The organism is Prevotella sp. oral taxon 475, from assembly GCF_018127805.1.
GTDB lineage: Bacteria > Bacteroidota > Bacteroidia > Bacteroidales > Bacteroidaceae > Prevotella.
Window position 1 is genome coordinate 758,570 of sequence record NZ_CP072334.1, and the last position, 26,960, is coordinate 785,529.

General features: G+C 43.1%; 19 protein-coding genes and 1 tRNA gene. 12 read left to right on the forward strand and 8 right to left on the reverse strand.

The genetic code is table 11. The features are described 5' to 3' along the window. Positions 1 to 470 precede the first annotated feature (470 nt). A complete protein-coding gene (gene dnaK, locus J5A66_RS02915) occupies positions 471 to 2,396 on the forward strand; it encodes a molecular chaperone DnaK (protein WP_211790961.1) in 1,926 nt (641 codons plus the stop codon). A 73-nt stretch (positions 2,397 to 2,469) separates the two neighbouring features. After that, positions 2,470 to 3,078, forward strand: a complete 609-nt coding sequence (locus J5A66_RS02920) for a peptide chain release factor 1 (protein WP_211790962.1) — start codon at positions 2,470 to 2,472, stop codon at positions 3,076 to 3,078. A 104-nt stretch (positions 3,079 to 3,182) separates the two neighbouring features. On the opposite strand, the gene J5A66_RS02925 is transcribed toward J5A66_RS02920, so the two are convergent. The 3 genes from J5A66_RS02925 to J5A66_RS02935 all read right to left on the reverse strand — a co-directional run bounded on the left by J5A66_RS02925 (position 3,183) and on the right by J5A66_RS02935 (position 5,769). Next, a complete protein-coding gene (locus J5A66_RS02925) occupies positions 3,183 to 3,593 on the reverse strand; it encodes an HU family DNA-binding protein (protein ID WP_211790963.1) in 411 nt (136 codons plus the stop codon). A gap of 295 nt (positions 3,594 to 3,888) precedes the next feature. Beyond that, positions 3,889 to 5,517, reverse strand: coding sequence for a hypothetical protein (locus J5A66_RS02930; RefSeq protein ID WP_211790964.1), 1,629 nt, complete (start codon positions 5,515 to 5,517; stop codon positions 3,889 to 3,891). Between the two features lie 21 nt (positions 5,518 to 5,538). Next, positions 5,539 to 5,769 carry a hypothetical protein gene (locus tag J5A66_RS02935; RefSeq protein WP_211790965.1) on the reverse strand — a complete coding sequence of 77 codons (231 nt, stop codon included), beginning with the start codon at positions 5,767 to 5,769 and terminating at the stop codon, positions 5,539 to 5,541. Between the two features lie 715 nt (positions 5,770 to 6,484). On the opposite strand from J5A66_RS02935, the gene J5A66_RS02940 reads away from it, so the two are divergent. The 9 genes from J5A66_RS02940 to J5A66_RS02985 are packed head-to-tail and all read left to right on the forward strand — an operon-like array spanning position 6,485 to position 18,820. Further along, entirely contained in the window at positions 6,485 to 7,990 is a 1,506-nt protein-coding gene (locus J5A66_RS02940) for a class I SAM-dependent DNA methyltransferase (RefSeq protein ID WP_211790966.1), read from the forward strand. A gap of 47 nt (positions 7,991 to 8,037) precedes the next feature. Next, positions 8,038 to 9,030: a site-specific tyrosine recombinase/integron integrase gene (xerA, locus tag J5A66_RS02945; RefSeq protein ID WP_211790967.1), complete on the forward strand. Its 993-nt coding sequence runs from the start codon at positions 8,038 to 8,040 to the stop codon at positions 9,028 to 9,030. A gap of 6 nt (positions 9,031 to 9,036) precedes the next feature. Further along, a complete protein-coding gene (locus J5A66_RS10145; RefSeq protein WP_249110013.1) occupies positions 9,037 to 9,693 on the forward strand; it encodes a restriction endonuclease subunit S in 657 nt (218 codons plus the stop codon). A gap of 10 nt (positions 9,694 to 9,703) precedes the next feature. Further along, positions 9,704 to 10,954: a restriction endonuclease subunit S gene (locus J5A66_RS02960; RefSeq protein WP_211790968.1), complete on the forward strand. Its 1,251-nt coding sequence runs from the start codon at positions 9,704 to 9,706 to the stop codon at positions 10,952 to 10,954. 10 nt (positions 10,955 to 10,964) lie between these two features. Beyond that, the gene (gene fic / locus J5A66_RS02965; RefSeq protein ID WP_211790969.1) at positions 10,965 to 11,858 is read left to right on the forward strand and encodes a protein adenylyltransferase Fic; all 894 of its coding nucleotides are present in this window, start codon (positions 10,965 to 10,967) and stop codon (positions 11,856 to 11,858) included. Between the two features lie 8 nt (positions 11,859 to 11,866). After that, on the forward strand, positions 11,867 to 12,406 hold the full coding sequence (locus tag J5A66_RS02970; protein WP_211790970.1) for a restriction endonuclease subunit S: 540 nt from the start codon (positions 11,867 to 11,869) through the stop codon (positions 12,404 to 12,406). Between the two features lie 8 nt (positions 12,407 to 12,414). Then, complete coding sequence (locus J5A66_RS02975; RefSeq protein WP_211790971.1) at positions 12,415 to 13,050, forward strand: abortive infection family protein; 636 nt, start codon at positions 12,415 to 12,417, stop codon at positions 13,048 to 13,050. A gap of 12 nt (positions 13,051 to 13,062) precedes the next feature. Then, a complete protein-coding gene (locus J5A66_RS02980) occupies positions 13,063 to 16,158 on the forward strand; it encodes a type I restriction endonuclease subunit R (RefSeq protein ID WP_211790972.1) in 3,096 nt (1,031 codons plus the stop codon). Positions 16,159 to 16,171: 13 nt separating this feature from the next. Further along, on the forward strand, positions 16,172 to 18,820 hold the full coding sequence (locus J5A66_RS02985) for a TrlF family AAA-like ATPase (protein ID WP_211790973.1): 2,649 nt from the start codon (positions 16,172 to 16,174) through the stop codon (positions 18,818 to 18,820). Positions 18,821 to 19,163: 343 nt separating this feature from the next. On the opposite strand, the gene J5A66_RS02990 is transcribed toward J5A66_RS02985, so the two are convergent. Together J5A66_RS02990 and J5A66_RS02995 are read right to left on the reverse strand one after the other, a co-directional pair. Then, positions 19,164 to 19,236: transfer RNA gene (locus J5A66_RS02990), tRNA-Pro, on the reverse strand. A gap of 349 nt (positions 19,237 to 19,585) precedes the next feature. Continuing rightward, positions 19,586 to 19,753, reverse strand: a complete 168-nt coding sequence (locus J5A66_RS02995; protein WP_211790974.1) for a DUF362 domain-containing protein — start codon at positions 19,751 to 19,753, stop codon at positions 19,586 to 19,588. Positions 19,754 to 20,463: 710 nt separating this feature from the next. Here J5A66_RS02995 and J5A66_RS03000 point away from each other — a divergent pair. After that, on the forward strand, positions 20,464 to 21,663 hold the full coding sequence (locus J5A66_RS03000; RefSeq protein WP_211790975.1) for an SGNH/GDSL hydrolase family protein: 1,200 nt from the start codon (positions 20,464 to 20,466) through the stop codon (positions 21,661 to 21,663). Positions 21,664 to 21,902: 239 nt separating this feature from the next. Here J5A66_RS03000 and J5A66_RS03005 read toward each other — a convergent pair whose 3' ends face one another. The 3 genes from J5A66_RS03005 to J5A66_RS03015 all read right to left on the reverse strand — a co-directional run bounded on the left by J5A66_RS03005 (position 21,903) and on the right by J5A66_RS03015 (position 26,950). After that, entirely contained in the window at positions 21,903 to 23,735 is a 1,833-nt protein-coding gene (locus J5A66_RS03005; protein ID WP_211790976.1) for a M6 family metalloprotease domain-containing protein, read from the reverse strand. Positions 23,736 to 23,828: 93 nt separating this feature from the next. Next, entirely contained in the window at positions 23,829 to 25,274 is a 1,446-nt protein-coding gene (locus J5A66_RS03010) for a sialate O-acetylesterase (RefSeq protein ID WP_211790977.1), read from the reverse strand. After that, on the reverse strand, positions 25,271 to 26,950 hold the full coding sequence (locus J5A66_RS03015; protein ID WP_211790978.1) for a glycoside hydrolase family 26 protein: 1,680 nt from the start codon (positions 26,948 to 26,950) through the stop codon (positions 25,271 to 25,273). The genes J5A66_RS03010 and J5A66_RS03015 overlap by 4 nt, the downstream gene beginning before the upstream one ends. Positions 26,951 to 26,960: the final 10 nt, after the last annotated feature.

Here is a 26,960-nt window from a genome sequence, read left to right on the forward strand (position 1 = left end):
GACGACTTCTCTCCTTATTTCCAAAAGCTAAGCTTTTGCATGTCGTTTTCTTAGCTTTTGGCGTGCGTTTTCTTAGCTTTTGCAATGCATTTTCTTAGCTTTTGCACGCTGTCGGAGAAAAGGGGGAACTGACAAAACATCTGGCTCTATGTTCTGAATGGGGAAAAAGAGCGACGAGGAGAAACGATGATCTCTCCGTCGATTTTGCTTGTTTTCAGTCGACAAAACAGCGCATGATCTGCCATAGCTATATGACAAATTGTCAGATTTTCTTCTCTGTCTTTCTTTTCTCGTGGCCTTTGGCATAGGCTTTGTTATGATCTTGGCGAGTTGCGATGACTTCATCGGTCGTAATTAGTCGCACTCATTGCACATTGTTATATATAAAGGGTCTCGAACTGTCGGCATCTCGCTCGGCAAATTCGCACACCCGCAACTGATCACAATAGAAATTTAAAACGTTACATATTATGGGAAAAATTATTGGAATAGACTTGGGAACAACCAACAGTTGTGTCTCAGTATTTGAAGGAAACGAACCGGTGGTCATCGCCAACAGCGAGGGCAAACGCACCACACCATCGGTGGTGGGATTTGTGAAAGACGGCGAACGTAAGGTGGGTGATCCTGCCAAACGTCAGGCCATCACCAACCCCAAGAATACCGTTTACTCGATTAAACGTTTCATGGGCGAAACCTACGAACAATGCCGCAAAGAGGCTGAAAGCATGCCTTACACAGTGGTAAACGAGAGCGGACAGCCGCGTGTGGACATTGAAGGACGCAAGTACACACCGCAAGAAATCTCGGCGATGATACTTCAGAAGATGAAGAAAACTGCCGAGGATTATCTCGGACAAGAAGTAACCGACGCTGTGATTACCGTTCCGGCTTACTTCTCCGACTCGCAACGACAGGCAACTAAAGAAGCCGGTCAGATTGCAGGTCTCAACGTGCAGCGTATCGTTAACGAACCTACTGCGGCTGCTTTGGCATACGGTGTAGATAAGGGTCATAAAGATATGAAGATTGCCGTGTTCGATCTTGGTGGTGGAACGTTCGATATCTCTATCCTTGAGTTTGGCGGCGGCGTGTTTGAAGTGCTTTCTACCAACGGCGACACGCACCTTGGTGGCGACGATTTCGACCAAGTGATTATCAAATGGCTGGCCGATGGCTTTAAAGCTGACGAAGGCATTGATCTGACAAAGGACCCCATGGCTATGCAACGCCTGAAAGAGGCTGCCGAAAAGGCAAAGATTGAACTCTCAAGCACTACGTCTACGGAAATCAACCTGCCCTATATCTCGGCAGAAGGCGGTGTTCCTAAACACTTGGTAAAGACTTTGACGCGTGCACAGTTCGAGCAGTTGGCACACGACCTGATACAAGCTTGTCTCGTTCCCTGTCAGAACGCCATGCGCGACGCTAAGTTGCAGACATCCGACATCGATGAGGTTATCCTCGTAGGTGGTTCGAGTCGTATCCCTGCCGTGCAGACCTTGGTGAAGAACTACTTTGGCAAAGAGCCCTCGAAGGGTGTTAACCCTGACGAAGTGGTAGCCGTTGGTGCGGCCATCCAAGGTGCCATCCTCAACAAAGAGAGTGGTGTGGGCGACATTGTGTTGCTCGACGTAACCCCGTTGACGCTCGGTATCGAGACCATGGGCGGTGTGATGACCAAGCTGATTGATGCCAACACCACCATTCCTACCAAGAAGAGCGAAACATTCTCTACCGCGGTAGATAATCAAACGGCCGTTACCATCCACGTGCTTCAAGGCGAACGCCCCATGGCATCGCAGAACAAGAGCATCGGACAGTTCAACCTCGAAGGTATCGCACCGGCTCGCCGTGGCGTTCCGCAGATTGAAGTAACGTTCGACATCGATGCCAACGGTATCCTCAATGTCTCTGCCAAGGATAAGGCAACGGGTAAAGAGCAGAAGATTCGCATCGAGGCCAGCAGCGGATTAAGCAAGGAAGAAATCGACCGCATGAAGGCCGAAGCCGAGCAAAACGCTGCTTCTGACAAGGCCGAGCGTGAAAAGATTGACAAGCTGAACCAAGCCGACTCGATGATATTCACTACCGAGAACTTCTTGAAAGATAACGGCGACAAGATTCCTGCCGACCAAAAGCCTGCTATCGAGTCTGCCCTCCAGCAACTCAAGGATGCCCACAAGGCTGCCGATGTTGCTGCCATCGACGCTGCCATCAACAACCTCAACACCGTGATGCAGGCCGCCAGCCAACAGATGTATCAAGGTGCAGGCGGTGCCCAGCCCGACCCCAACGCCGGTCAAGGTTTCCAAGGCGGTGCTGCCGACAATCAATCGCAAGGCACCAACCCTGACGACACCGTCCAAGATGCCGACTTCGAAGAGGTCAAGTAAGAATAAACATTATAGTAATCGCAGTAGTCCGCAATGGATTGCTGCGATTATTGTGTTTAATCTCAATTTATAAATGATGGAAAAAGAAGCACGAACTACATTGGAAAACCTTATTAAGGAGCAGAAAGAAAGGATTCCCCAGTTAAAAAAGAAGTTACCGCCACCTAATGTTTTTATGCTTCCGTATTATGAATACGAAGATAAAATCCATTATATAAAATGGTTGAAAAGGGCTAAGAGATTCTTAGACACGCAATTTCCCGGTGATAAAGATGTTGATAATTTTGAGCGTATTAGTGAAGAGAAATTGTGTCCTGAACAACAAGAGGAATTATTAGCCATTCTCGAAGCCTTTTTAGAGTATCCTGATATTGTAGAGAAAGAAAAGCCTAATAGAACTAATAGGAATATCAACATAAATACCATCGTAAGTAATACAAATACCCAATCACAGCAGCAGTCTCAACAACAATCCATCGAGATACTCATAAAAGCACTTGAAGACCAACTTTCTGTAAGCCAGTTAAAGGAAATAAAGCAAGTAGTAGAAGAAGCTAAGGGTGACTTAGAAAAAGCTAAGCCTAAACTCATTGATAAAATCAAATCATTTGGTGAGAATGTGGCTTCGAATATTCTTGCAAACATCATAGCCAATCCTGCTATTTGGTCAATGCTTAGCTAAGTATATCTACTCTTTAAATAACTGAAAGGGTGAAAAGCATGCCCGCCCGTGTGGCGTCAGCATCTTTTCACCCTTTCACCTTTTCACCTTTCTAAGGCTTTGGCTTAGCCTTCTTTCTTTCCTTTCTGTTTCGGGTTATCCACCTCAACCTCTATGCCTTTCAGTGCTTGCCGGATGTTGTCTTTCCACGTTACGATAATGCCCGGCTTCTTCAACACTTTTGAAGTAACGTCTTCCTCTTTCTCGATAAACGTCGAGGGCATAGAGACGCGCAGCGAGAAGATGTCGCCAAGGTCGAGCGCACCGCCCAGCGTAACCACCTCAATAATAATGTTGCGCAGCGTTATAAGCACGTTGCGCACATCGCCTTCACTTAGCGACGTTTCGCGTACAATGCGCTGTATAAGCCAGCTTTGCGAAAACTTGTCTTGTGCCTTAGGCGCAGCACCATAGCCTTTTTTACCCTTGAGCGGACCAATCTTCATCAGTCGCTCGATAACTTTAAATTTTACCATAACTGTTTAATTTAATTAGTTGTTTGTAGTTAGAAATATATCCCTTTTACACCCCGTTTTGGAGTTATATAAGGAGTGCCTCTGGATGTATATAAGGAGTAGGGGAGGATGTATATAAGGGGTAGAGGAGGATGTATATAAGGAGTAGGACAGGACTCCTACTATCTCTCCTCTGATACCTGTATTATACCTCATTTCTCACTTCTATTTAAGTTCTTCTTGCTTATTGATTTTACATGCCTTTAGGGCGATACTTATCTCCATTGCACCTCCTTTTGCACCTACACTGTAGCATTTACTCGAATGGCTGTGCCCAGAAGCCATAACTACAATCGCTGTTGGCTACTCCTACATTAGCATTGCTTATGAACATGCTGTACGCGGTGCCCTGGATTTGTGGATCGGAACTCGATGACCAAAAATATCCACTCGAACCGAGAAAACTTAGTTTCCCCCAGCCATAGAAGCCAAACGCGGGTAGAAAGAAATAGTCTGTAAGGTTGCTGGGATTGCCGGTAGATGTGGTGCCGGTTAGAGACTGTCGATTCACCCGAAAATCCGTGATGCTGGCTGTAGCAGAGGCTTGGTAGCCTTCTTTCATCTGCTCCCATGTGAGTGTGGCAGGATAGCCCTCTTGGTCTTTTAGGTAAGCTACGATAGCACTCTTCTTCTTTAACCAAATACCGTTGAGTTTAACGAGATGACCACCCTGTGCGAAAATGCGGTCTGTGATCCAATGTGGGTCGCCTTTCATAACATACCAGCACAGTTCATTAACATTAGGAATGCCTTGCATGCCACCGAACGCATCTGCTTTGGCATCATAACGAGCCGGAGAGGTTGGCGTACCCGTGCTACCATGATCGTAGTCGCGATCGTTCATTTGGTTGCCTACACCGGGACCACCGGGATAGTAATTGTTTTGCTCACCGTTGTTATGAGGTTGATATTGTTCGTAGCCATACCAATAATGATTTTTTGCACCCCACCTGTAGTATTGTTGAGAGGTGTAGTTGGTTATGTTAAAGTTACAAGTCATGTCGTAGTAAGTATTGCCTTCATAATTGAAAGCCGGAAGTTGTCTAGTGATAGTTCCTTCTACCTCGGTGGTATAGTCTTTTACAGTGTATGTAACAGTGAGTGCGTGCGTACCGGGAGCAATTACCATATAGGCAGCATTTGTGGAGAATTTTACCGCTGTGTTGTTTAGTGGAAATCCGTTGGCATAGCTGCCCGTTCCTTTGGTTGTGAGTTTAATCTTATTGCTGCCCGAAACTTCTGTCAATCCTGTTGAAGATATTGTGTATGTACCGGCAATGTTCGTTCCATTAGACGTTACCTCTATCTGGGTGATATAACAGTCTTCCAATTCGGCATTTGTATTATAAGGCTGAAAAATGAGGTAAGCAGCCTTGTGATCGAGCTTAAAAAAGAAACCGTCGCTGACTGCTGTTGCTGTGCCTAAGCCGCAATCTCCGGCTTCGCCGAAATGTTTGGTATCTGCAGGTGCGGTCTGTGTCTGCTCGGTGGAAATGGTTACTTGGTCATTTGTTCCGTTCTTCCCGGGATAGTATACGGCATAGCTTGTGTTTGCAAATGCGCCCGGAACTTGAAAGCGGTATCTTGCTTGTTGTGTTCCGTTCACGACATTCGAGCCGGTCTGCCATGTGCCGCCGTCATCTTTGACAAAGATATTGTCGCCCGTTTCCCAATAGAAAGCTCCTGTGTCGTAGTTGAGCGATGTGCGGGTTTTAGGTTGCTCTGTGCTTGTATCTTCTTTGCCGGACACGAAAACGGTGTAGTTTCCTGTCTTCTGTTCCTGTTTTTGTTCACCTGTCTGTGTCGCGTCTTCACTTGCGCAGCTTGCCGTGAGCAGCAGTGCGGCTATAAGTGCAAAAAATATATTGTCTGTCTTCATCTTCATTTCTTTTTAATTTTTAATACATTAATAATTCTCTATTCCCCAGTTGCTTGCTCCCTCTTCGGAGGTATCGAGAAATGTCTCATCTTCTTCGTCTTCCTCGAACATTCCCTGCTTAGCCGAGCTTGGTCCCGTTCCGTGATGTCCCGGGTTGTGCTGACCGCTGACAACTTGCAACAGGTGTTCCTGCAGCGTGGCAATAATCTTGATTTCGGGTTTTATATAACCCTGCTTCCCGAATTCTTTTCTATTCATATTCCTATCATTTTGTGGGTGAAAAACTGTTGTAATTTCCCTCTTGCCGAGGTTGGCAAAAGGGCATAAAAAAAGCGAACAAAGGGAACTCCTGTGAGCCCTTTGTTTATTGGGGTTACGCGCTTATCGCGCGCGCGTACGAAAAAGCGTGAAATTATGTGGTTAGATTGGTCTCTCTCCTGTGTGTGTGTGTGTGTGTGTGTGTGTGTGTGTGTGTGTGTGTGTTAGCAAATTATTTGGAACCACCAAATAATCGGGCACAAAAATAACAGAAAAGTTCTCGCCTTTCTGCCTCGGCATTGCACCTTGTCTATTGCTCATTATGCCTTGTCTATTGCTCATTGTGCCCTGTCGATTGTTCATTGTGATTGCACCTTGTCTATTATTCGTTGCACCTCGTATCATCTTGCTATTGATAACACTCTTACGTTTCACGGCGGCAAAGATAACACAATCTTTCCGAACTGCCAAATAATCAGAAAGGAAATCTCCTTTTTCTTCTCATTCATCCCTCCTAACACAATGATATTTACTATCTTTGCATACAATAATATAAATATAATATTTATGAAACGTTCGACCACAAGAACAAAAAGTGATGTTATCAAGACATTGCAGAACAATTCAAGGAATGTAATCAATACTAAAGACGACAAATAAGAAGTGTTTGTATATATAATCAAGAATAGATCTCGAACAAAAGAAGAATGTAATTATGGCAAAACAAAATACAGCAGACATCGGATTTGAAAAGGAAATATGGAAAGCTGCAGATTTGCTTCGTGGCAATCTTGATGCTTCCGAATACAAATCGGTAGTATTGGGGCTGATTTTTCTAAAATATATCTCCGATAAATTTGAAACCAAATATCAGGAATTAGTCAATAATGGTGAGGGATTCGAGGAAGACCGCGATGAATACATGGCGGACAACATTTTCTTTGTCCCACAAGAAGCACGGTGGAACGTAGTGGCAGAGGCTGCTCATACGCCAGAAATAGGTACGATAATCGACAATGCTATGCGCCTCATTGAAAAAGAGAACATCCGTTTGAAAGGTATTCTGCCCAAAAACTTTGCTCGCCCAGAACTGGACAAAAGGCGTTTGGGCGATGTGGTAGATTTATTTACCAATATTCAAATGAAAGAACATGGAGATTCTAAAGATATATTGGGACGCACATACGAATATTGCCTTTCTAAATTTGCAGAAGCAGAAGGCAAATTAGCGGGAGAATTTTATACACCCGCTTGCATTGTTCAAACTCTTGTTGAAGTTCTGAAACCTTATCACGGACGAGTATATGACCCAGCTTGCGGATCTGGTGGAATGTTCGTGCAGTCTGCCAAATTCATAGAGAGGCATCAAGGCAATATCAAAGATATTTCTGTCTATGGTCAAGACAGCAATCCTACGACATGGAAGATGGCTCAGATGAATCTTGCCATTCGAGGCATTGAGGCTGATCTGGGTAAGTTTAATGCAGATACATTCTTTGATGACCAACATCCTACATTAAAAGCTGATTTTATCATGGCTAATCCGCCATTCAATCTCAGTGATTGGGGAGCAGACAAGTTGCAAGATGATGTACGTTGGAAGTTTGGCATTCCACCATCTGGCAATGCCAACTTTGCTTGGTTGCAGCACATGATTCATCATCTGTCTCCCAAAGGGAAAATAGGTATGGTATTGGCAAATGGTTCTTTATCTTCACAGACAGGAGGGGAAGGAACGATTCGTGAGAATATCATCAAGGCCGATTTAATAGAAGGTATCGTTGCCCTACCCTCACAGCTGTTTTATACCACAGGTATTCCTGTTTCTCTATGGTTCCTCAATCGAGAGAAGAAGCAGAAAGATAAAATTCTGTTTGTAGATGCAAGAAACATGGGAACAATGGTTACCCGCAAACTTCGTGAACTCCAAGAAGCAGACATTAAAAAGATTGCAGACACTTTTGATAAATATAATGATGGTACACTTGAGAATGAAAAAGGCTTCTGTGCAGTTGTAGCCCTTGGCGATGTGGCAAAACAAGACTATATTCTTACCCCTGGACGTTATGTCGGCATTGCAGAACAGGAAGACGATGGTATTCCTTTTCAAGAGAAGATGGACAAACTCACAACCGAATTGTCCGATTTATTTGCCCAATCTCATGATTTGGAGGATGAGATACGAAAACAGTTGGCAAGCATAGGTTTCACTATCAAGTAAAAGACTGCATGTTCTTCCATATTATCAATTCATTAATATAGAAGAACATGAAAGAAAAACTGATTTCAGAAATTAGCAATGCGATGGTAGGTATATTAAGTGTTGAACAAATGGCACAACTCAATGGGGTATTACTGCAAGTAATCAGTAACTACACCATTTCAGCAGACGATGAGCAGATGCAAGAAAACAACGCATCTAATGAACGTCTGTTGGAGATATTCCTATCAGCCAAGCAAGTTGAAGGTTGCACCACACCTACCATAAAATATTATGGTTCTACGATCAAGCAACTTTTCAAGAAAATGCCCAAAAGAGTTACGAACTATACCACAGAGGATATTCGTGCTTATTTGGCTGTATTTCAACGGAAACACAAATCGAGTAAAGTTACAATAGACAATATCCGGCGTATCTTTTCATCTTTCTTTTCATGGTTAGAGGATGAGGATTACATAATTAAAAGTCCTGTACGTAGAATACACAAGGTTAAGACCGGAACACAGATTAAGGAAGTCCTTACTGACGAAAATTTGGAACAACTGCGCGATAACTGTACAAGGGTACGAGATTTAGCTATGATAGACCTCTTGGCTTCTACTGGTATGCGTGTTGGAGAACTTGTAAAGCTCAATCGTGAGGATATAAACTTCAACGAGCGTGAGTGTATCGTTTTCGGTAAAGGCAACAAGGAGCGTATCGTGTATTTCAATGCTCGTGCAAAGATACATTTACAGCAATATCTCGCAGAGCGGAAAGACAGAAACAAAGCATTGTTCGTGTCCCTTGCCAAGCCACACAATCGATTACAAATATCAGGAGTTGAGACAGGACTAAGAAAGATTGGGAAGCTTTCAAAGATTGTCCGTGTCCATCCACACAAGTTCCGTCGGACACTTGCGACTATGGCTATAGATAAAGGTATGCCCGTGGAGCAAGTACAAAAACTCCTTGGGCATGTTAAAATTGATACAACCATGCACTATGCAATGGTCAATCAAACAAACGTCAAACTCTCTCACCGCAAATTCATCAGTTAAATCAAAATGCAAACAGCATATCACACATATAGCTCATATCAACCGCTATTTCATAAAAGTAGGCGGATAAATGATAATTTAGAGCAACAGGCTCAGGCTTTGTTCAACGAAATGTTTCCCCATATTACTGAAGGAGAAAATATGATAGGGGATCTAATTATGCCTAAACGCGGAAAAGGACTCCTTTCCAAGAATGCAATAAAAGGAGATATACTAGTAGTCGCTGGAGGTATAGAACCTGCAACATACCATAACCAAGCTAATACGACAGCTCCTGTTTTAACAATAGCAGCATCAGGAGCTAATGCTGGGTATATAAATTTATGGCATATTCCTGTTTGGGCCTCAGATTCTTCTTACATTGATGATTCGATAACTCCAAATGTATATTTTTGGTATATCATGCTAAAGAAAAGACAAAAGGAAATATTTGATGCACAAGTAGGTTCTGCGCAGCCACATATTTATCCTAAACATATAGCAGAACTGCCCATGAATGTTGTCTTTGTTGAAAAAATAGCAGAATATAATGAGATTGTTACACCTATATTCGAGAAAAAAGGACAACTTTTTCTCGAAAGTAAGCGTTTAACATCACTTCGTGATACGCTTCTTCCCAAACTGATGTCTGGCGAGCTGAAAATTAATGATATAAACAACTAAATTCCCATTTATGGAAGAGTGGAGAAAATATAAGTTAAAGGATTTTATAGAATTTAATCCCAAAGAAAAAGTACCCCAAGGAGAACTCTGTAGAAAGATTTCTATGGATCAAATAACTCCGTTTACTCGTTTTGTAGAATCTAACATATATGAAGTATATAAGGGAGGAGCAAAATTTAGAAACTATGATACTATTATGGCACGTATCACACCATGCTTAGAAAATGGGAAAACTGCTTATATTTCATCGCTACATCCTGAAGAAGTTGCCGTTGGCTCAACTGAGTATATCGTTTTGCGGAAGCGAGAAAACATTAGTGACAGTAAATTTATCTTCTATTTAGCTATATCTCCAATTGTTCGTGACATTGCGATAAAATCTATGGTTGGCTCATCTGGTAGACAAAGAGTTCAACAAGATGTATTAGAAAATTATGAAATTCCTATACCATCGCTACCTATGCAAAAGAATATTGCTCACATTCTTTCTGTATTAGATGATAAAATCGAGCTTAATAAACGGATAAATGATAATTTAGAGCAACAGGCTCAGGCGTTGTTCAAGTCGTGGTTTGTGGATTTTGAGCCCTTCTTAAGAGAAGAATTTTTCAAATCAGATTCTCTCTTTGGAGACATTCCTGTAGGATGGCATATTGTAGCAATAAAAGATCTATCTGTTTACATAACAGATTATGTTGCTAATGGTAGCTTTGCTTCATTAAGGGAGAATGTACGACTATACGATAAGCCGAATTATGCACATTTTATTAGAAATACAGATTTAAAAGCTGAATCTTATAAAATGTATGTTGATAAACATTCTTATGAATTTCTTTCAAAGTCTGTATTAGAGGGTGGTGAAATAATTATATCGAATGTTGGTGATGTTGGTAGTGTCTTTCTCTGTCCAAAATTGGAAAAGCCAATGACTTTAGGAAATAATATTATACTTCTTAGACCTAAGAAAGACTATTTGACGCTTTATTTGTATATGTTATTTAAAGGTGGGATTGGACAGCATCTTATTGATGGTGTTACGGGTGGATCTGCCCAAAGGAAGTTTAATAAGACTGATTTTAAGTCTATAAAAGTTATGATGCCACCTGTGAATATACTTATTAAATTTGATAGAATTGTAAAACCTATATTTTCTAAAATAGAGGAAAATAGAGACGAAATTTCACGTTTGACATCACTTCGTGATACGCTTCTTCCCAAACTGATGTCTGGCGAGCTGAAAATTAATGATATAAACAACTAAATTCCCATTTATGGAAGAGAAGAAAGAACAACATAAGAAATCAATTCGCTTCTTCAACGACCGTGAAGTACGTGCCGTATGGGATGAAGAAAATAATTGTTGGTGGTTTTCTGCAACAGACATTGTGCGTGCCATTAACGATGAGCCTGACTACACCAAAGCTGGTAACTATTGGCGTTGGCTAAAACGTAAGTTGAAACAAGAAGGCATTGAACCCGTGAGTACTACTCACAGCTTTAAATTTGAAGCACCAGATGGCAAGATGCGTATTGCAGATGTCCTTGATAGTGAAGGAGTGACTTTATTAGCAAAGCACTATCCTAACAATCGAGCAAATGAGTTCCTTGATTGGTTTACATATAGTGATAACACATTGGATGGTCAAAGTCGAAAAAAAGCATATCAGTTATATGAAAGTGGTTTGCTGAAAAGTCTTGAGCCTGGCAGCATACAATGTTTACAACAGATTCATGCCTATCTCTTTGGAGGTCTTTACGACTTTGCAGGACAAATCCGAACTAAGAATATATCCAAAGGAGGTTTCACTTTCGCTAATTGTATGCACTTCCCTGCTACGCTACAAACGATTGAAAGAATGCCAGAAAACACCTTCGACGAAATAATGGATAAGTATGTCGAAATGAACGTAGCTCATCCATTTATGGAAGGTAATGGACGAAGCACTCGCATCTGGCTTGATCTCATGCTGAGGCGTTCTCTCAAGCGGTGTGTGGATTGGAGTCAAATAGACAAAAACGAGTATTTGTCGGCAATGCGTGAGAGTGTGTCTGATAATATGCACATTAAGACTTTAGTAGAGTCTGCACTCACAACAAAGATTGACGACAGAGAAATGTTTATAAAGGGCATAGACTATTCATATTATTATGAACAAAATGATTGATTTTCATCATGGAAGAGTGGAAAGAATATAAACTATATGAAATAGGTAGAATTGTAGGCGGTGCAACTCCTCCTACAAAAGATAGTGCAAATTACGATGGAGAAATCTCTTGGATTACTCCAAAAGACTTGTCTAATTTTACAGGAAGATATATTCAAAAAGGAGAAAGGTCTATAACACAAAAAGGATTTGAAAGTAGTTCATGCCAAATATTACCTAAAGGAAGTATTTTGTTTTCTTCTAGAGCCCCTATTGGTTATATTGCAATTGCAGCAAATGAGTTATGTACAAATCAAGGGTTTAAGAGCATCATACCAGATAACAATCTCGTAAACAATCTCTTTTTGTATTATTTACTAAAATACAACAAAGAGGAGATAGAAAGTTTAGGAAGTGGTACAACTTTCAAAGAAGTTTCTGCTAAAGTGATGCAAAACTTTGATATAAAAATACCTTGTATTCAAACTCAAAAAAAAATTGCAGATATTCTTTCTTCTTTAGATGACAAAATCGAACTCAATCGACGGATAAATGATAATTTAAATTAAGATTAATTATGCAGTGGACAAGAGAATATATTGCAAAAGAACCAAGTCTTAGGACTTTTGAAACGCATATTTCAACAATAGAAAACAATGTTGAGATTAATCCTTCTTTGTGCGTTGAAGTAAGCAAAAGTCTGACTGAAGCACTTTGCAAAATAATTCTCACTAATCAAAATACAACGTACAAAGATGATATTTCATTTAATGGTTTAGTAAAACAGACCTTAGAACATCTTATAAAACAGACTGGAAAGGAAATAGTTGGTCTATCTGAACTATGCCGTAAAATTTCTGCTATCGCTCAATCGATTGCAGAGATACGAAATAATGCAGGATTTGCTTCACATGGTTTGGATGTTTTGCATCCTCAGATAGACAAATCACTATCCCTACTGATATACAAAACAACAGAGGTACTCTGTGGGTTCATTTTACATTTTTATTTCAGTTATGCCCACCACACTAACCAAAGATTAATTTATCAAGATTGTGAGTGCTTTAATGATTGGTTTGATGAAGAAAATCCATTAGAAGTAGGAGGCGTACACTTATCAGCATCAGAGGCTCTTTACAACTTAGATTATCAAGCTTATAAAGCTAACTATATAGATTATTTAGAATTTCTTTTAGAAATGAATGAACAATAAAAATAAAATACAATGCCCTTCACAGAAGATAATTACGAAAAAGCACTAATTTCCCTCTTTGAGGGAATGGGGTATCAATATCTGTACGGTCCAGATATTGAAAGAGATTACTATGTGCCTTATTATGAAGCACAATTAGAAGAAAGTCTGCAAACTATTAATCCAAAGAAGCCACATGCAGCCATTAACGAAGCGATTATCAAACTACGCAATATTGATATGGGTAGTTTGGCGCAGCGTAATGAAACTTTTACAGACTATTTGCAGCATGGCATAGAAGTTTCTTATTTCAATGGCAAGGAAATGCGCAATGAAATGGTTTATTTGATAGACTTTGAGCATACGGACAAAAATACTTTTCAAGTTATCAATCAATGGACATTCATTGAAAATGCAGAGAAACGTGCCGATATCATTGTATTTGTGAATGGTTTACCATTGGCGGTTGTAGAATTAAAATCACCTTCCCGTGAAGAGACGGACGCTTCAGAAGCATATCTTCAACTCCGCAATTATATGAAAGATATACCATCGTTGTTCTCTTTCAACATGTTCTGTGTAATGAGCGATATGGCTCTTTCCAAAGCTGGAACAATTACCAGCAAGGAAGATCGCTACATGGAATGGAAAACAAAAGATGGCAATTATGAAAGTACAGAATTTGTCGATTATGATACATTCTTTGAAGGAATATTTCAAAGGGAACGACTCTTAGACATAATCAAGAACTTTATCTGTTTTTCCAAAGAAGAAAAAGGGAGTGCCAAGATATTAGCAGGGTATCATCAGTATTTTGCAGTGAAGAAAGCCATCGAACGTACCAAACATGCTGCGGTAAGTAATGGTAAAATCGGTGTATTCTGGCATACGCAAGGCAGCGGAAAATCATTGTCAATGATTTTCTACGCTCACTTGCTTCAACAAGAGTTATCTCAGCCCACAATAGTTGTGATTACCGACCGAAACGATTTAGACGATCAACTTTATAACCAATTCTCTAAATGTAAGGAGTTCTTGCGCCAAACTCCAATACAAGCCAATAGTCGTGAGAATCTAAAAGAACTATTAAGTGGACGAGAGGCTAATGGCATTATCTTCACAACCATGCAGAAGTTTGAGGAGTCTGACGAACCTTTGTCAGAGCGAAGAAATATTATCGTGATGACTGATGAGGCACATAGAGGACAATATGGTTTTGAGGAAAAAGTCGACGCCACTACAGGTAAGGTCTCTATCGGCACGGCAAGAATCATTCACAATTCACTACCCAATGCTTCATATATTGGCTTTACTGGTACACCTATTTCTACCAAAGACCGAGATACCGTAGAGGTTTTTGGCGATTACATTGATATTTATGACATGACGCAGGCGGTTAATGACGGTGCTACTTGTCCTGTATATTATGAATCTAGAGTTATCAATCTAAATCTTGACGATGTAACCTTGCAAGCCCTTGATGACGAATATGAACTGTTGGCTGAAGAAGGTGCAACGACAGAACAGATAGAGAAAAGCAAGAAGGAGATGTCGCACTTGGAAGAGATACTCGGTGCACCAGCTACCATCGATTCTCTTTGCCAAGACATTCTCAAACACTATGAGGAAAACCGTCAATATGAATTGACAGGTAAGGCAATGATAGTGGCATATTCGCGTCCCATAGCGATGAGCATTTATCATCAACTGTTGGAACTTCGCCCAAAATGGACGGATAAAGTGAACGTTGTCATGACGGGCAGCAACCAAGACCCAGAAGAATGGCACGACATTATCGGAAACAAGCAGTATAAGAAAGAACTTGCCAAACGATTTAAGGATGACAACGATCCGATGAAGATTGCTATTGTGGTCGATATGTGGCTCACAGGCTTCGACGTTCCCTCATTGGCTACTATGTATGTTTACAAACCAATGAGCGGACATAACCTAATGCAAGCCATTGCACGAGTGAACCGTGTATTCAATGGCAAAGTGGGTGGATTGGTTGTTGACTATATCGGTATTGCCAAAGCTTTGAAAGAAGCCATGCGTGATTATACGGGACGCGACAGAAAGAACTTTGGAAACCCAGACATCAAAGGCATGGCATTTACAAAGTTTAAAGAGAAGTTAGAAGTGTGCCAAGACTTATTTCATGGTTATAATTATAGTAAGTTCCACACAGGGACAGATGCTGACCGTGCTAAATTGATCAAAGGTGGTGTAAACTTTATGTTGGCAACCGACAAACAAGAACAGTTACCGCTCTATATGAAAGAAGCTGCCTTGCTGCACAATTCCATCACTCTTTGCCGAAGCCTGTTGAATGAAGAGCAACGCTTCTTAGCTGCATTCTTTGAAACTGTGCGCACTTTGCTCTCCCGAATGACAGATAAAGGAAAAGTTTCGAAGAAAGAAATTAATGCTCGTATCAGTGAATTGCTGAAACAAAGTGTAAAAAGTGAAGGTGTAATCAATCTTTTCTCTGATGTTAAAGCCGAATTTTCCCTCTTTGATACAGCCTTCTTAGATGAAATTTCTAAGATGAAAGAAAAAAATATAGCTGTAGAACTGCTTAAAAAGTTATTAGCAGAGAAAGTGGCACTCTATCAAAAGACCAATATCGTGCAGTCAGAGAAATTCTCTGACCTGCTCAATCGTTCTTTATCCAACTATTTGAAAGGATTACTCACCAATGAAGAAGTTATCCAAGAACTTTTGCAGTTGGCAAAAGAGATTGCTTCGGCCGATTCAGCAGCTAATGAACTTGGACTCACTCCTGAAGAAAAGTCATTCTATGATGCCTTGATCAAACCGCAAGCAGTTCACGACTTCTATAGTAATGAAGAATTGGTAGCTATGACAAAAGAACTCACCGACTCTCTACGTAAGAACCGCACTATCGACTGGCAAAAGAAAGAGTCTGCCCGTGCAGGTATGCGCAGAATGATTAAGCACCTACTTAAGAAATATCATTACCCACCAGAGGAAGCTGCCAATGCACTGGAAACTGTCATCAAACAATGTGAGCAGTGGACGGATAATGAACAAGAGAATTATTCAACAAAATCAGCCAGGATATATGAAATCCACGAGGAAGACATACAAATGGTTGCAGAACCATAAAATATAAGATAATATGAATGCAGGAGCATTATTTTATAAGGCGGATCTACATATTCATTCTTATGGAGATGGAACAGGTTCTTTTGACGTAACGGATACGTCAAATACTCCACAGGCTATTGTCGAAATGGCAATAGCTAAAGGATTGAAAGTGATAAGTATAACTGACCATAATCAATTCTTAAATAGTCTTTATGCTGTTAACTATTCAAAGGATATGGATATACTGGTAATTCCTGGGATAGAGGTTAGTACCACTCAAGGCCACCTTTTGGTGTATTTTGAGAAAACTGATGAATTGCAGCAATTTTATGGCAAACTAACATTTAACGCAGATAAATCCATTTGTAATCAGGGGATAGCAGAGTGTTTAAATTTTGCAAAGCAATATGATGGAATTGGTATTCTTGCTCACATTACTCTTGATTCTGGTTTTGAAAAAACTATAAATCGATATGGTCCTCAGATGGATCAAATTTTTAAATGTAGTAATCTTCTTGGTTTAGAAATAACAGATAAAAAAGACACTAATTTATATACAGATGCTGATGATAAACTTGAACATAAGTCGTTATTAAACCTATGGCGTGCTACTATAGATAATCGAATGCATCGTGATTTCGCAAAGTTGATGTCTTCAGATTCTCATACTCTAGATAAACTAGGAAAAAATGCTGAAGGAGAAAATAGGCTCACTAGAATTAAAATGCCGACATTAACATTTCGTTCTTTTCGCCTTGCACTGCTAAGTAGTGAATCTAGAGTTAGATTGGAAGAATGTATACCAGAGCAACATCCCACCATTACGCACATAAAAATAGAAGGAGGCCTTTTAGATGGATTAGATATAGAGTTGAGTCCTAATTTAACCTGTATTATTGGTAGTAGAGGAACCGGAAAATCAACACTTCTTGAATCAATACGAGAGACTTCTGGCAATTCCTCAAATTCAAAACTTTGTGATTCTGAGGTTTGGGCACAGAGTATATTGCTTAGTTATTTTGATGAGGCAGGTCAAGCAATTTCTCTACGAAGAGAAAAAAATGCTTCTGTCGTTAATTGTACAGATCCCAATAATGGTGTTACTCTAATTCCTCTAGAAAGTTACGGACAAGGAGATACCGCCAGTACTTTACAGCATAGTGATGAAAACCCTAAAGTCATTATAGATTTCCTTGATTCTTTTTTAAACTTGGATTTATTGCATCAACAAGATAATGAGTACATTAATCTATTGAGATCCAACCAAAGTGAAATGAAGAAATTGCGTATAAACTTAGCTGCATTACCTGAAGCAAAAAAAGCTTTAACTAACGAACAAAATAAGTTAAAAGAATTAGAGAAGACCAAAGCAGCAGATATTGTAAAATTTCATAACGCTTTGATACAGGAAAGGGAATTTAGAAAAACTCTAATAGATCAATTAAATAAGCTTGTTAAAACATATAGAGAGATATTAGGGGATAATTCCTTGTTCAGAGATGTTGCAGCTATGGACGATGCTAAGGTCATTGTTGGAAAAGAGTATTTTAAAAGTGTGAAATCAATTGTAGATGATTTCAGTAAACTTGTTGCTCAAAAATCTAACGAACTAAATAGCGAACTAAAGAAAAAAATAGATGAATTAAAGGAGCAATTGAAATTGTGGGGGGCAAAGGAAGCTGAAATTCAGAGTAAAATTGATGCAAAAAAAATAGAACTAACGCATCAAGGTATTCCTTTTGATTTAGGTAAAATAAATCAAATATCTAAGGATATTCTTGACTATGATAAAAAGGTAAAACGGCTAATCGAAGATCAAAAGAAATTAGGTGAATTGCAGAAAGAACGACAAGGAATATTAGTAGAACGAGAAAATGTTAGGAAAGAAATAAACAGAACGCATCTTGCATTTGCACAAAAAATAAATAAAGATTTAAAGTCCTCTATTGATAATTTTTCTATTTCACTAAAGTACCAAGATTCGCGCTATTCTCCCGAATTTGAGAACGTCCTGAAATTAAAAATGGGGTGGCGTACCTCTCAGGTATCTAAAGCGAAAATTATATCATTAAATCTTTCAATAAATGATTTTATCCATGCCGTTAAAGTTCGTGATATGGAAATATTTCGAAAGATATTATATAATGGAGAAAGGGTGTTGCAAGACTCTGAAATCAAAAGTTTATTCTCTACTATTTTAGAAGATTATAATTATGAAGATTTAGAGTGTTTACCTTATGATGATCTTCCGCAAATAAGAGTAACAAGAATTATACAAAAAGATGGAGCGGATATACCGATAGTAAAGTCTATTTCTCAGCTTTCATTAGGCCAGCAGCAATCTGTATTGTTGGGAATTCTAATGTTATCAGATAGTAATAAGCCGTTATTAATAGATCAGCCTGAAGATAATCTTGATAGTGAATTTATATTCAAAACAATTGTATCAAACTTAAGGAAAATAAAAGAGCATCGGCAGGTTATCATAGTAACACATAACCCCAATATTGCAGTTCTTGGTGATGCAGAACTTATCATCCCTCTTAAAAGTACTAACATTCTTTCCATAGTAAATAATGCAGGATCCGTTGATGATGTAAATACTATAAGTCAATGTTGCCAAATATTAGAGGGAGGAGAATCTGCTTTTAAACAGAGGAAAAATGTTTATGGATTTTAAAATACATTTCATAGTATATGTTTTGATATGGTGATAACATCCAAGATGTTTTCTAATCAATACTACTCAAATTGAGGAAATATTTTTGTACCATGTGAATATAAATCACTGATAATCAGCGTAGGATATATTTGAGGAAGAAGTGAAGTAGAACAATTCTTCAACAGTAAGGAAGAACGTGCCTGCATTTTACAGCAAAATGCTTGTAGAGTCAGTAAACCATTATCCAGCGATGCACCTCAATCCTTCAATACCGGCAAATATCATCGCCGACTTTTCGCCGACCTAAATATCTACGACAAAGCGAAAGGGGTTGATGATCAACCCCTTTCTTTCTTTTCTGTCGGGATTACTGGACTCGAACCAGCGACCTCGCGCCCCCCAGACGTGTGCGCTACCAACTGCGCCAAATCCCGAACAATGCTTAAAAGCGAGTGCAAAGGTAGAGAATAAATGGGGAAAGACCAAACATTTCAATATATTTTTATCTGCTTTGATTAAAAAATCATGTAACGAGACTTGCTCGTAACAATGAAAAGAAGCAGACTTATTGAAGAATTGAGCTGCAAACATCCCACAAGCCTATAGTCGAGACGTACGAGTCAGCTCTCATCGTCGGAACATCTAACTTTAAAACATCCTACCAACCGATCTTCCTGAAAAGAGACAAGATGGAAGACAACGTGGTGCATCAAGAGCATTTTGACGTAAAGAAAAAGGCGACCCATGCGGATCGCCTTTTTCTCTACGTTGTGACAAAGCCTTTTAGGGAAGGCTGATAGCCTCACTGGGACAAACACTTGCGCACGTGCCGCACTCGGTGCAGGCATCTGCGTCGATTTGATAGATGTCGCCTTCAGAGATTGCCTCTACAGGACACTCGGGCAAGCAGGTGCCGCAAGCGATACAGTCGTTTCCAATTACGTAAGCCATAATGATGTCTATTTAATGTTTTTGTATAATAGGTGAATACTCACTTTTGATGATGCAAAGATACAAATTTAAACGATACGTACCTAAAAACAATGATTATTTTTTGAGCTTTTCCCTCTTTTTCCTGATCAATCAAGCCTACAGGCACGGTCAAGAGTGCTCTATCGTTTGATTCAACCTCTTGCTTGATCATGGAGAAAGCGCGGATTTCTCTCAGTTGTTGCATTCATCAACTTCCAGATCTTCATCCAGATAGATGTCTTCAGAGGTGGAGGAGAACTCCAGGAGCACAGTCTCTTTATCATCGATGTGCATCAAGACATGTGCGAATGCTTAGCTTTCACACGCCATTTTCTTAGCTTTCGCATGGCGTTTTCTTAGCTTTTGCACCTCGTTTTCTTAGCTTTTGCAAGCGGATGGGTAACGTCTTGATTTCTTGTTAGATACAGAGTCGGACCCGGATGGAACAGTCGAAGAGAGAAAAGACACCTTTCGAGAGACAAAGAACGTTTTTGTTCAACCCAACAAACAACATATGAACTTGCTTTGCACTTTGTCGTGGTGAGAAAAGAGCACAAAAGGCAGGGGTATTGAGCCAAAAAGAGAAAAACAAAGGCCTATCTGTTTGATGATGTCAGGTCAATATCCTATCTTTGTACCGACGCCGACGAGTGGCTGATCAGTCTCCCTCATCGCTAACTTTACATTCTATGAAACAAGATTTTTCTCTTTCGCGCACCGTTTTTCCGGTGGGCAAGGCCCTTAAAGGAGGGCGATTCTTCTCTCGTTCTATCCGCTTTGCGGGCAGATGGCGAGTTGTTCAGCTCGGTGTTATTCTACTTTGGACATCTGTTCTGCCTATTTCGGCGGTGCGGACGGGAAGCCAATTCAAGGCCACAGATGCGCAGGTGTCTTACATCGGTAGGGTAGAGCGCGACGAACGAGCCGGAACCGTGCGCTACGACTGGGTGGGAACCTATCTGCGCGTGGCTTTCACCGGGACGCAAATCGGCATGACGATCGCCGATGAGGGCGAGAGTTGGCACAATGTCTTCATCGATGGAAAATGGATTCGCAAGATTCGGGTGAGTGGGAAAACGCCGCAACGCATACTTTTGGCTTCCCATCTGGAACGGGGACGACACGAACTGCAACTACAAAAGTGCACCGAGGGCGAATATGGTTGCACCCTTGTTGTGGCATTCGATTTGCCCGATGGTGGACAACTGCTGTCTGTGCCGAGGCGTGAGCGGATGATCGAGTTCATCGGCGACTCCTATACCTGCGGCTATGGCACAGAGAGCAATCGGGCTACCGACCCTTTCCGCCTCGAAACGGAAAACTGCGACAAGGCCTATGCCTGCATTCTGGCCCGTTATTTCGGAGCAGACTATTCGCTCGTGGCCCACTCCGGGCGCGGCATTATTCGCAACTACGGCGACACGGTTCAGGTGTCGAAGGGCAATATGTCGCAACGCTACGGCCAGCTCTTCGACGAGCACAACACCGTGGCTTACGATTTCAAGGCCTATCGCCCCGATTTGGTCGTGATCAACTTAGGTACGAACGACTTTTCGCGCGTTGTTACCCCCACTGCCGACCAGTATATCGGGGCCTATGTCAAGCTCATTGCCCGCTTGCGCAGACACTATGGAGAGGTGCCGATAATTTGTGTCACGCCGCATTCTCGCAGTCCGCATCTCGCCACTTGTCTTCGGCTCCTGCAACTGCAGGTGGATACCGATAAGAAGGTGCACTTTGCCGAGTTCATGCCAGCTATCATTACGCCCGACAAAGACCTGGGGGCCAGCTATCATCCCAACTATAGCGGACAAAAGAAGCTGGCCATGACGCTCATTCCTCTCGTTTCGGCCGTGATGGGCTGGGACCTGGAGACGTGGAAGGAATAGATGCGGGGCGAGAAAGAAAGGCTGGTGGATGAAAACATGAGAAAAACGACTGGGGCATTCTTGTCGTTTGCTGCTTCGTCAAAATCGTTGTGCTTGTCTGGTTTGTGCAGATCTGCCGGCGATGGAAGGGGCAATTCTTCATGACGCCGGAAAGAACGTGCCACCAAGTGATTGCTCATAACAAAAAATCCGCCTTGTTTTCAAGACAAGGCGGATTTATTATATCACCGAAAATGGAACTATCGAACGACGAATTTCTGATGGTTCCTAATGAAAACTCCTTTAGGAAGTTGGTTGATGTCTGTCCCCACATACCTTCCATCGAGGCTGTAGATGCGTCCATCGCCATGATCGGCAGAGGCATCGGCAGGGTTTGAGGGAATGTCGGTGCTGGGAAACTTCTGAAGAAAATCGAAATAAACGGCGTTGCTCTTGAGGTTGATGTTGTAGATAGGCTTGTTGAGCAGACCGCCATTCCAAGGTGCATAATTCACAAGAGCGGAGGCATCGGTCAGTTCGGTCACCTGTTTACTACCGGGGAAAAGGTCGCCCCTTCGTTGTGCATTGTAAGCTTTTGATGAGAGATAGGGGGCCGGGGGAGTGCCAGACTTCCGCCGATACGAACTCACCAGCAGGCCGTCGGCAGGGACAATCGTCATGCGAGGCTTCTTCTTCACGTTGTTCACAGAGTTGGTTCCGATGCTGAACACCGAGAATGGGGCCTCATCATAGTTGACGTGGCATACCATCATGCCGCCGGGCAGTGCCCCGTTCCAACCTTGACTCTCAATGGCCTGAACGATATAGTATTCGTTGGCACCGGCAGTGCTCATGATGCGATAGGCTTTGCCGCCCCGATCGATGTTTTCGAGCTTCACTTGCTGCGCCGAACTCAGCGTTTCAATCGTCAGCCAGCCCATTTGTTCGCGTTCCCAGGCTGTGTAGGCCGTTGGCGTATAGCCGTTGCCCAGATATAGACCGTTGTCCATCACACTCCAGTCTTCCATGCCTTGATTGTCGTAGGCATCGAGATCGCGTTCGCTACCCTTTGTCCAGTAGACGGTAGGATAAAAGTCGGGCAGTCCCATGCAGTGGGAAAACTCGTGGCAGAACAGTCCCACGCCATTGATTGCCACGCCTGTTGTCGAGGGGATGGATTGACCGGGTGAGGCATTCAGCTCGTTGCTGATTCCCGCAAGTCGAATGTGCTTCCCGTCTTTTTGCACCGAGCCGTCCATCACAAAGGCTTTGGCCCAAAGCAGAGACTGGTCGCCGGCAGTCTGTTCGCCATATCCGGCGTAGACGATATAAACCAAATCTACGTTGCCATCGCCGTCGGCATCATACTGCGAGAAGTCGATCTGCGCATCGGCCAACGAACAAGCGTCGGCCACCAACTCGCGATACCGCTCGGAGGAAGACGATCCTCCGCCGTAATAGGCCACCGTATGCGGAAGCGTCACGGGACCATAGAGGTCGAATTGTGGCGTAAATGTTCCGCCACTCATGTCCGAAAAATATTTCCGCACACTGCCTATGTTTTTCTGTTCCCAGCTGCCCAGGTCTTGTTGCGCCGTCATGGCGTTGAGATACTGGTCGAAAGCTTGTCGGGCCGGAACCTTAAAAGACCGGTCGGAGAACTCGACGAGTATCACTACGGCCTTTGGAGACCCCGTATGCGGAAAGAAACGAAATCCGTTTCCTGCCGGAATGCCGCGCGTCTGTGCCTTCTCGGCCTCCATTTGCTTGGCTCGCAAGAAGGCTTCGCGGTTCTGCTGTTGGCATAGGGCTTGTTCTTCTGCTCCGCGCAACTCTGCATTGTGGGCCAATTGCTGGGTAGCCACGGCCCGTCCGTCGGCATCGATTCGTGCCACGAAATAGTTTTTGCCCGTCTGTACCAGTACTACGCCATCGAGTGTGGAAAGCCAGTTGCAGTCGGCATCTCCATTGATGCGTAGGGTGAGCTTTGTTCCATCGGTCTGCCGCACCTCGATGGGATAGGGTAACCCTTTCGATGCCCAGCCCATTACACTACAAAAGAGGAGGAGAAAGAGTAATACTGTTTTCTTCATACTTGATTTCATTGTCATTCTTTCTTTAATTTTCCCGCAAAGGTACGGCATTTTAGCGAGATGAACAAGGGTAGACAACTTCCTCTTCTCTATCTACCACGTATCCGTCCTGAATGGAATAAGCGGTAGCGCGGCCATGTTTTTGACGTTGCCCAGTTGGAAATTGCGGTAGCAATAGCGTACGGCCACGGGTTTGGAAACAGCCTTTGAGGTGAGCCGAAACTTGTTGTGGCGAACGTAGGTGGCATGGGCGGGATGGAAAATGCGGTCTGTACCCGCCATCTCAAACCCTTCATAGTTGGCCTGAGGCACAATGCCTGTGTAGGTGTCTTTAAGATGTATCACGCAGGTATCGCCCTTTATCTCCAACCTTTCGAACGTAGGATGCTTGTACATCACGCCCTCACAGCCATAATAACGGGCTAAAGCCGTGAGCGCAAGACGTTCGCCGATGGGACGTTTTTGTGTGGGATGTATCTGCCTAACTTCGTAGGGATACACCAAATCATTGGTGCTTATCATGGCGCAATTCGGAATTTCGAGGCTGGCCTTGTATTGCTGTTCGCGTATGAAGGCTGCGCTAATTCCCATTTCGCCCTCGTAACGATGGGGCGCAATCTCGACTATGAGCATCAACATACTGTCCGAAAAGTGCTTGCGCCATTGCTGTGCCAGTAGCTTTAATCGTTCGCCATAAGTGTTGGGGTTGTGGTCTACGTTGGCACAACCTTGATAATAGAGCACGCCCCGCACGCCATAGTTCAGTATCGGATGAAAGGTGCCGTTGCCCCAAAGTAGTGGGCGCAGCCATTCGCGTGGATATTTGCGGGAAAGCTGTGCCGAGTCGGTGGGCTCGTCGGTGTATTTGCGCAGGTTTTCGGCGTTTAGCCAACTCTCAACCATCGTTCCGCCCTTGTTGGCTAGCACCAATCCTACGGGTATTTGCAGGGCTTGTGCCAATCGTTGGGCGAAAAAGAAGCCCACGGCCGAACAGTCGCTCACCGTTTTGGGGCTCATATCCACCCATTCGCAGGGCGTATCTTCGAGCGGAACGCTACTCATTCGCGGTGGAATTTTAACGTAACGCACGCCCCGCATGTTGGCCGATGCCCATACAGCATCTTGATAACCCTCAACGGGACACTCGTTAAAGCCGCGAACGGGCATCTCCATGTTGCTTTGTCCGGCGCAAACCCACACCTCGCCAGCTAGCATGTTGTTGATGGTTGTTGGCTGTCCGTCGCTGAATGTGATGCTCAAAGGATGGAAACTCGCTTTGGGTGTGCGTAGCACAACACGCCATTGTCCTTGCGAATCGCTTTTCACCGTCACCCTTTTTTCTTGCCATGTGGGTGCGATGGTTACGTTGGTATTGGGCGTAGTCCATCCCCAGAAGCAGAAATCGGCCTGTTGTTGCACCACCATCCCATCCGAAAGGATGTGCGGAAGCCTGATTTTTGCCTGCAAAGGCATGGTTGCCAGGCATGCAACCATAGCCACAAGTAGGCGTAAACGTAGTGAAAAAGCCATTTTTTTCATTGTGTTATCACATTAGAGTTAGACATAGCCGACTTCCACCACGCATCGGTGGCATGCACAACGCCACCGCCGGGGTACCACGGCATAAAGAAACTCCACTTGGCATCGGCACTCCATTGCGCAGATATGTCGGCAACGGTGCCGCATTCGGTAAGGGCAATCATCTTCGTGGGGTAGCGATAGGCCAGCTCGTTAAAGCGTTGGGCGGCGGTTTGGGCAGTTACGGGTATGCCGTTTTGTCCGTACATGTCGGTGCCGATGATGTCAACATACTTGTCGCCAGGGTACCAATCGGGGTCGTTCTTTTCGGAAGTCCACACCCAGATGAGGTTGTTTACGCCGCGTTGCTTGAAGAAATTGAACATGATGTGCCACAGCTTGCGATAGTTTTCGGCCGTTCCGTTGCCCCACCAGAACCATTTTCCTGCCGCTTCGTGTAGCGGTCGCCACAGCACGGGGATGCCTGCACGCTGCAATTGTTGCAGGTAAGGCACTATCTTTTCTAGGTCGGACTTCATAAAACGATTTGCCCACGTGCCTTCGGTAACGGCATCGTTGAGGGTAAACTCGTTCTTTGCGGCGTAGAAATCGTACTTCACAGTGCCTGCCGCCTCAACGGTAACGCCCGTAACGGTGTAGTCGTGTCCGCCAATAATCAGTCCGTTGGCGCGCATTTCGGTAAGTGTGGTTTGGTCGAGCGTCATCGAATAGCTTTCGCCACTGATGTTAAAGTAGTCCCAATTCTTTCCGTTCTCGTCTACAAAGCCAGCCCATTTGCTGTTCTTAATCGAGCCTTGGGCGTTGGTTTTCACGTTGGTGATTTTCACAACGAGCTTACTTCCAACCGAGGCTTTGGCTAAAATGTCTTTCGTTGCTTGCGTTGTGAGTTGTATGTGGCCGCTCCAGTCGGACGGCATGTCCTTGTTTGGACCGCCGTAAAGCACTACAGGCACTGTGGAAGCATATGGATTGGACGTGGGAACGTTCCAATGCCAGCCTATTGTGACCATTCCGCCAGCATCGTGCCAGGTCTTTACGGGCGCAATGTTGGCATAATCAATCCATCCGCCGGGGCTGGTAGACTGCAAATGGATGTAGTCGTAGCCGTTGATGGCCGGATATTTGCCCGTCAGCGCGTGCACTTGGTTGGATATTTTGGTGTTCCAAGCCACGTCGGCCATTGCTCCCGAAAAAGTTTTCTGCCCATAATTGGCCGCCAACTTTTGGTACAACGCCTTTGTTTCGGCCGTTGCATTGGCGTTGACAAGTGTAGTGGCGATGTGTTGCGACTGCGCTTTGAGGGTGGCTTTTACCTCTGGGGCGGGCGTTTTGTTAGGACCGCATACCACGCCTTCGGGGATAACCAGCTCGTAACTCTCGCCTCGGGCGATGTTGGCCATCAGCAAAAGCTTGTTAGACGAGCCGATAACGTTGGCGCTAACCACGGGTTGGCCGTTGAGTGTGATGCGTTGGTATTGCGATGATGCAAAGAAAACGTTTTTATCGTAGGTGACGATGATGGAGTCGAGACCTGCTTTGATGTTCTCTTGCGGACTAACACCAACGAACGCAGGCGCACCAACGGCTTGTATGTTGTGTTCAACAGCATCGTTGCAGGCTGTTGCCGACAGCGACAGAGCCGCGAAAATGGCTAGATATATCTTATTTCGTTTCATTGTTATCGAT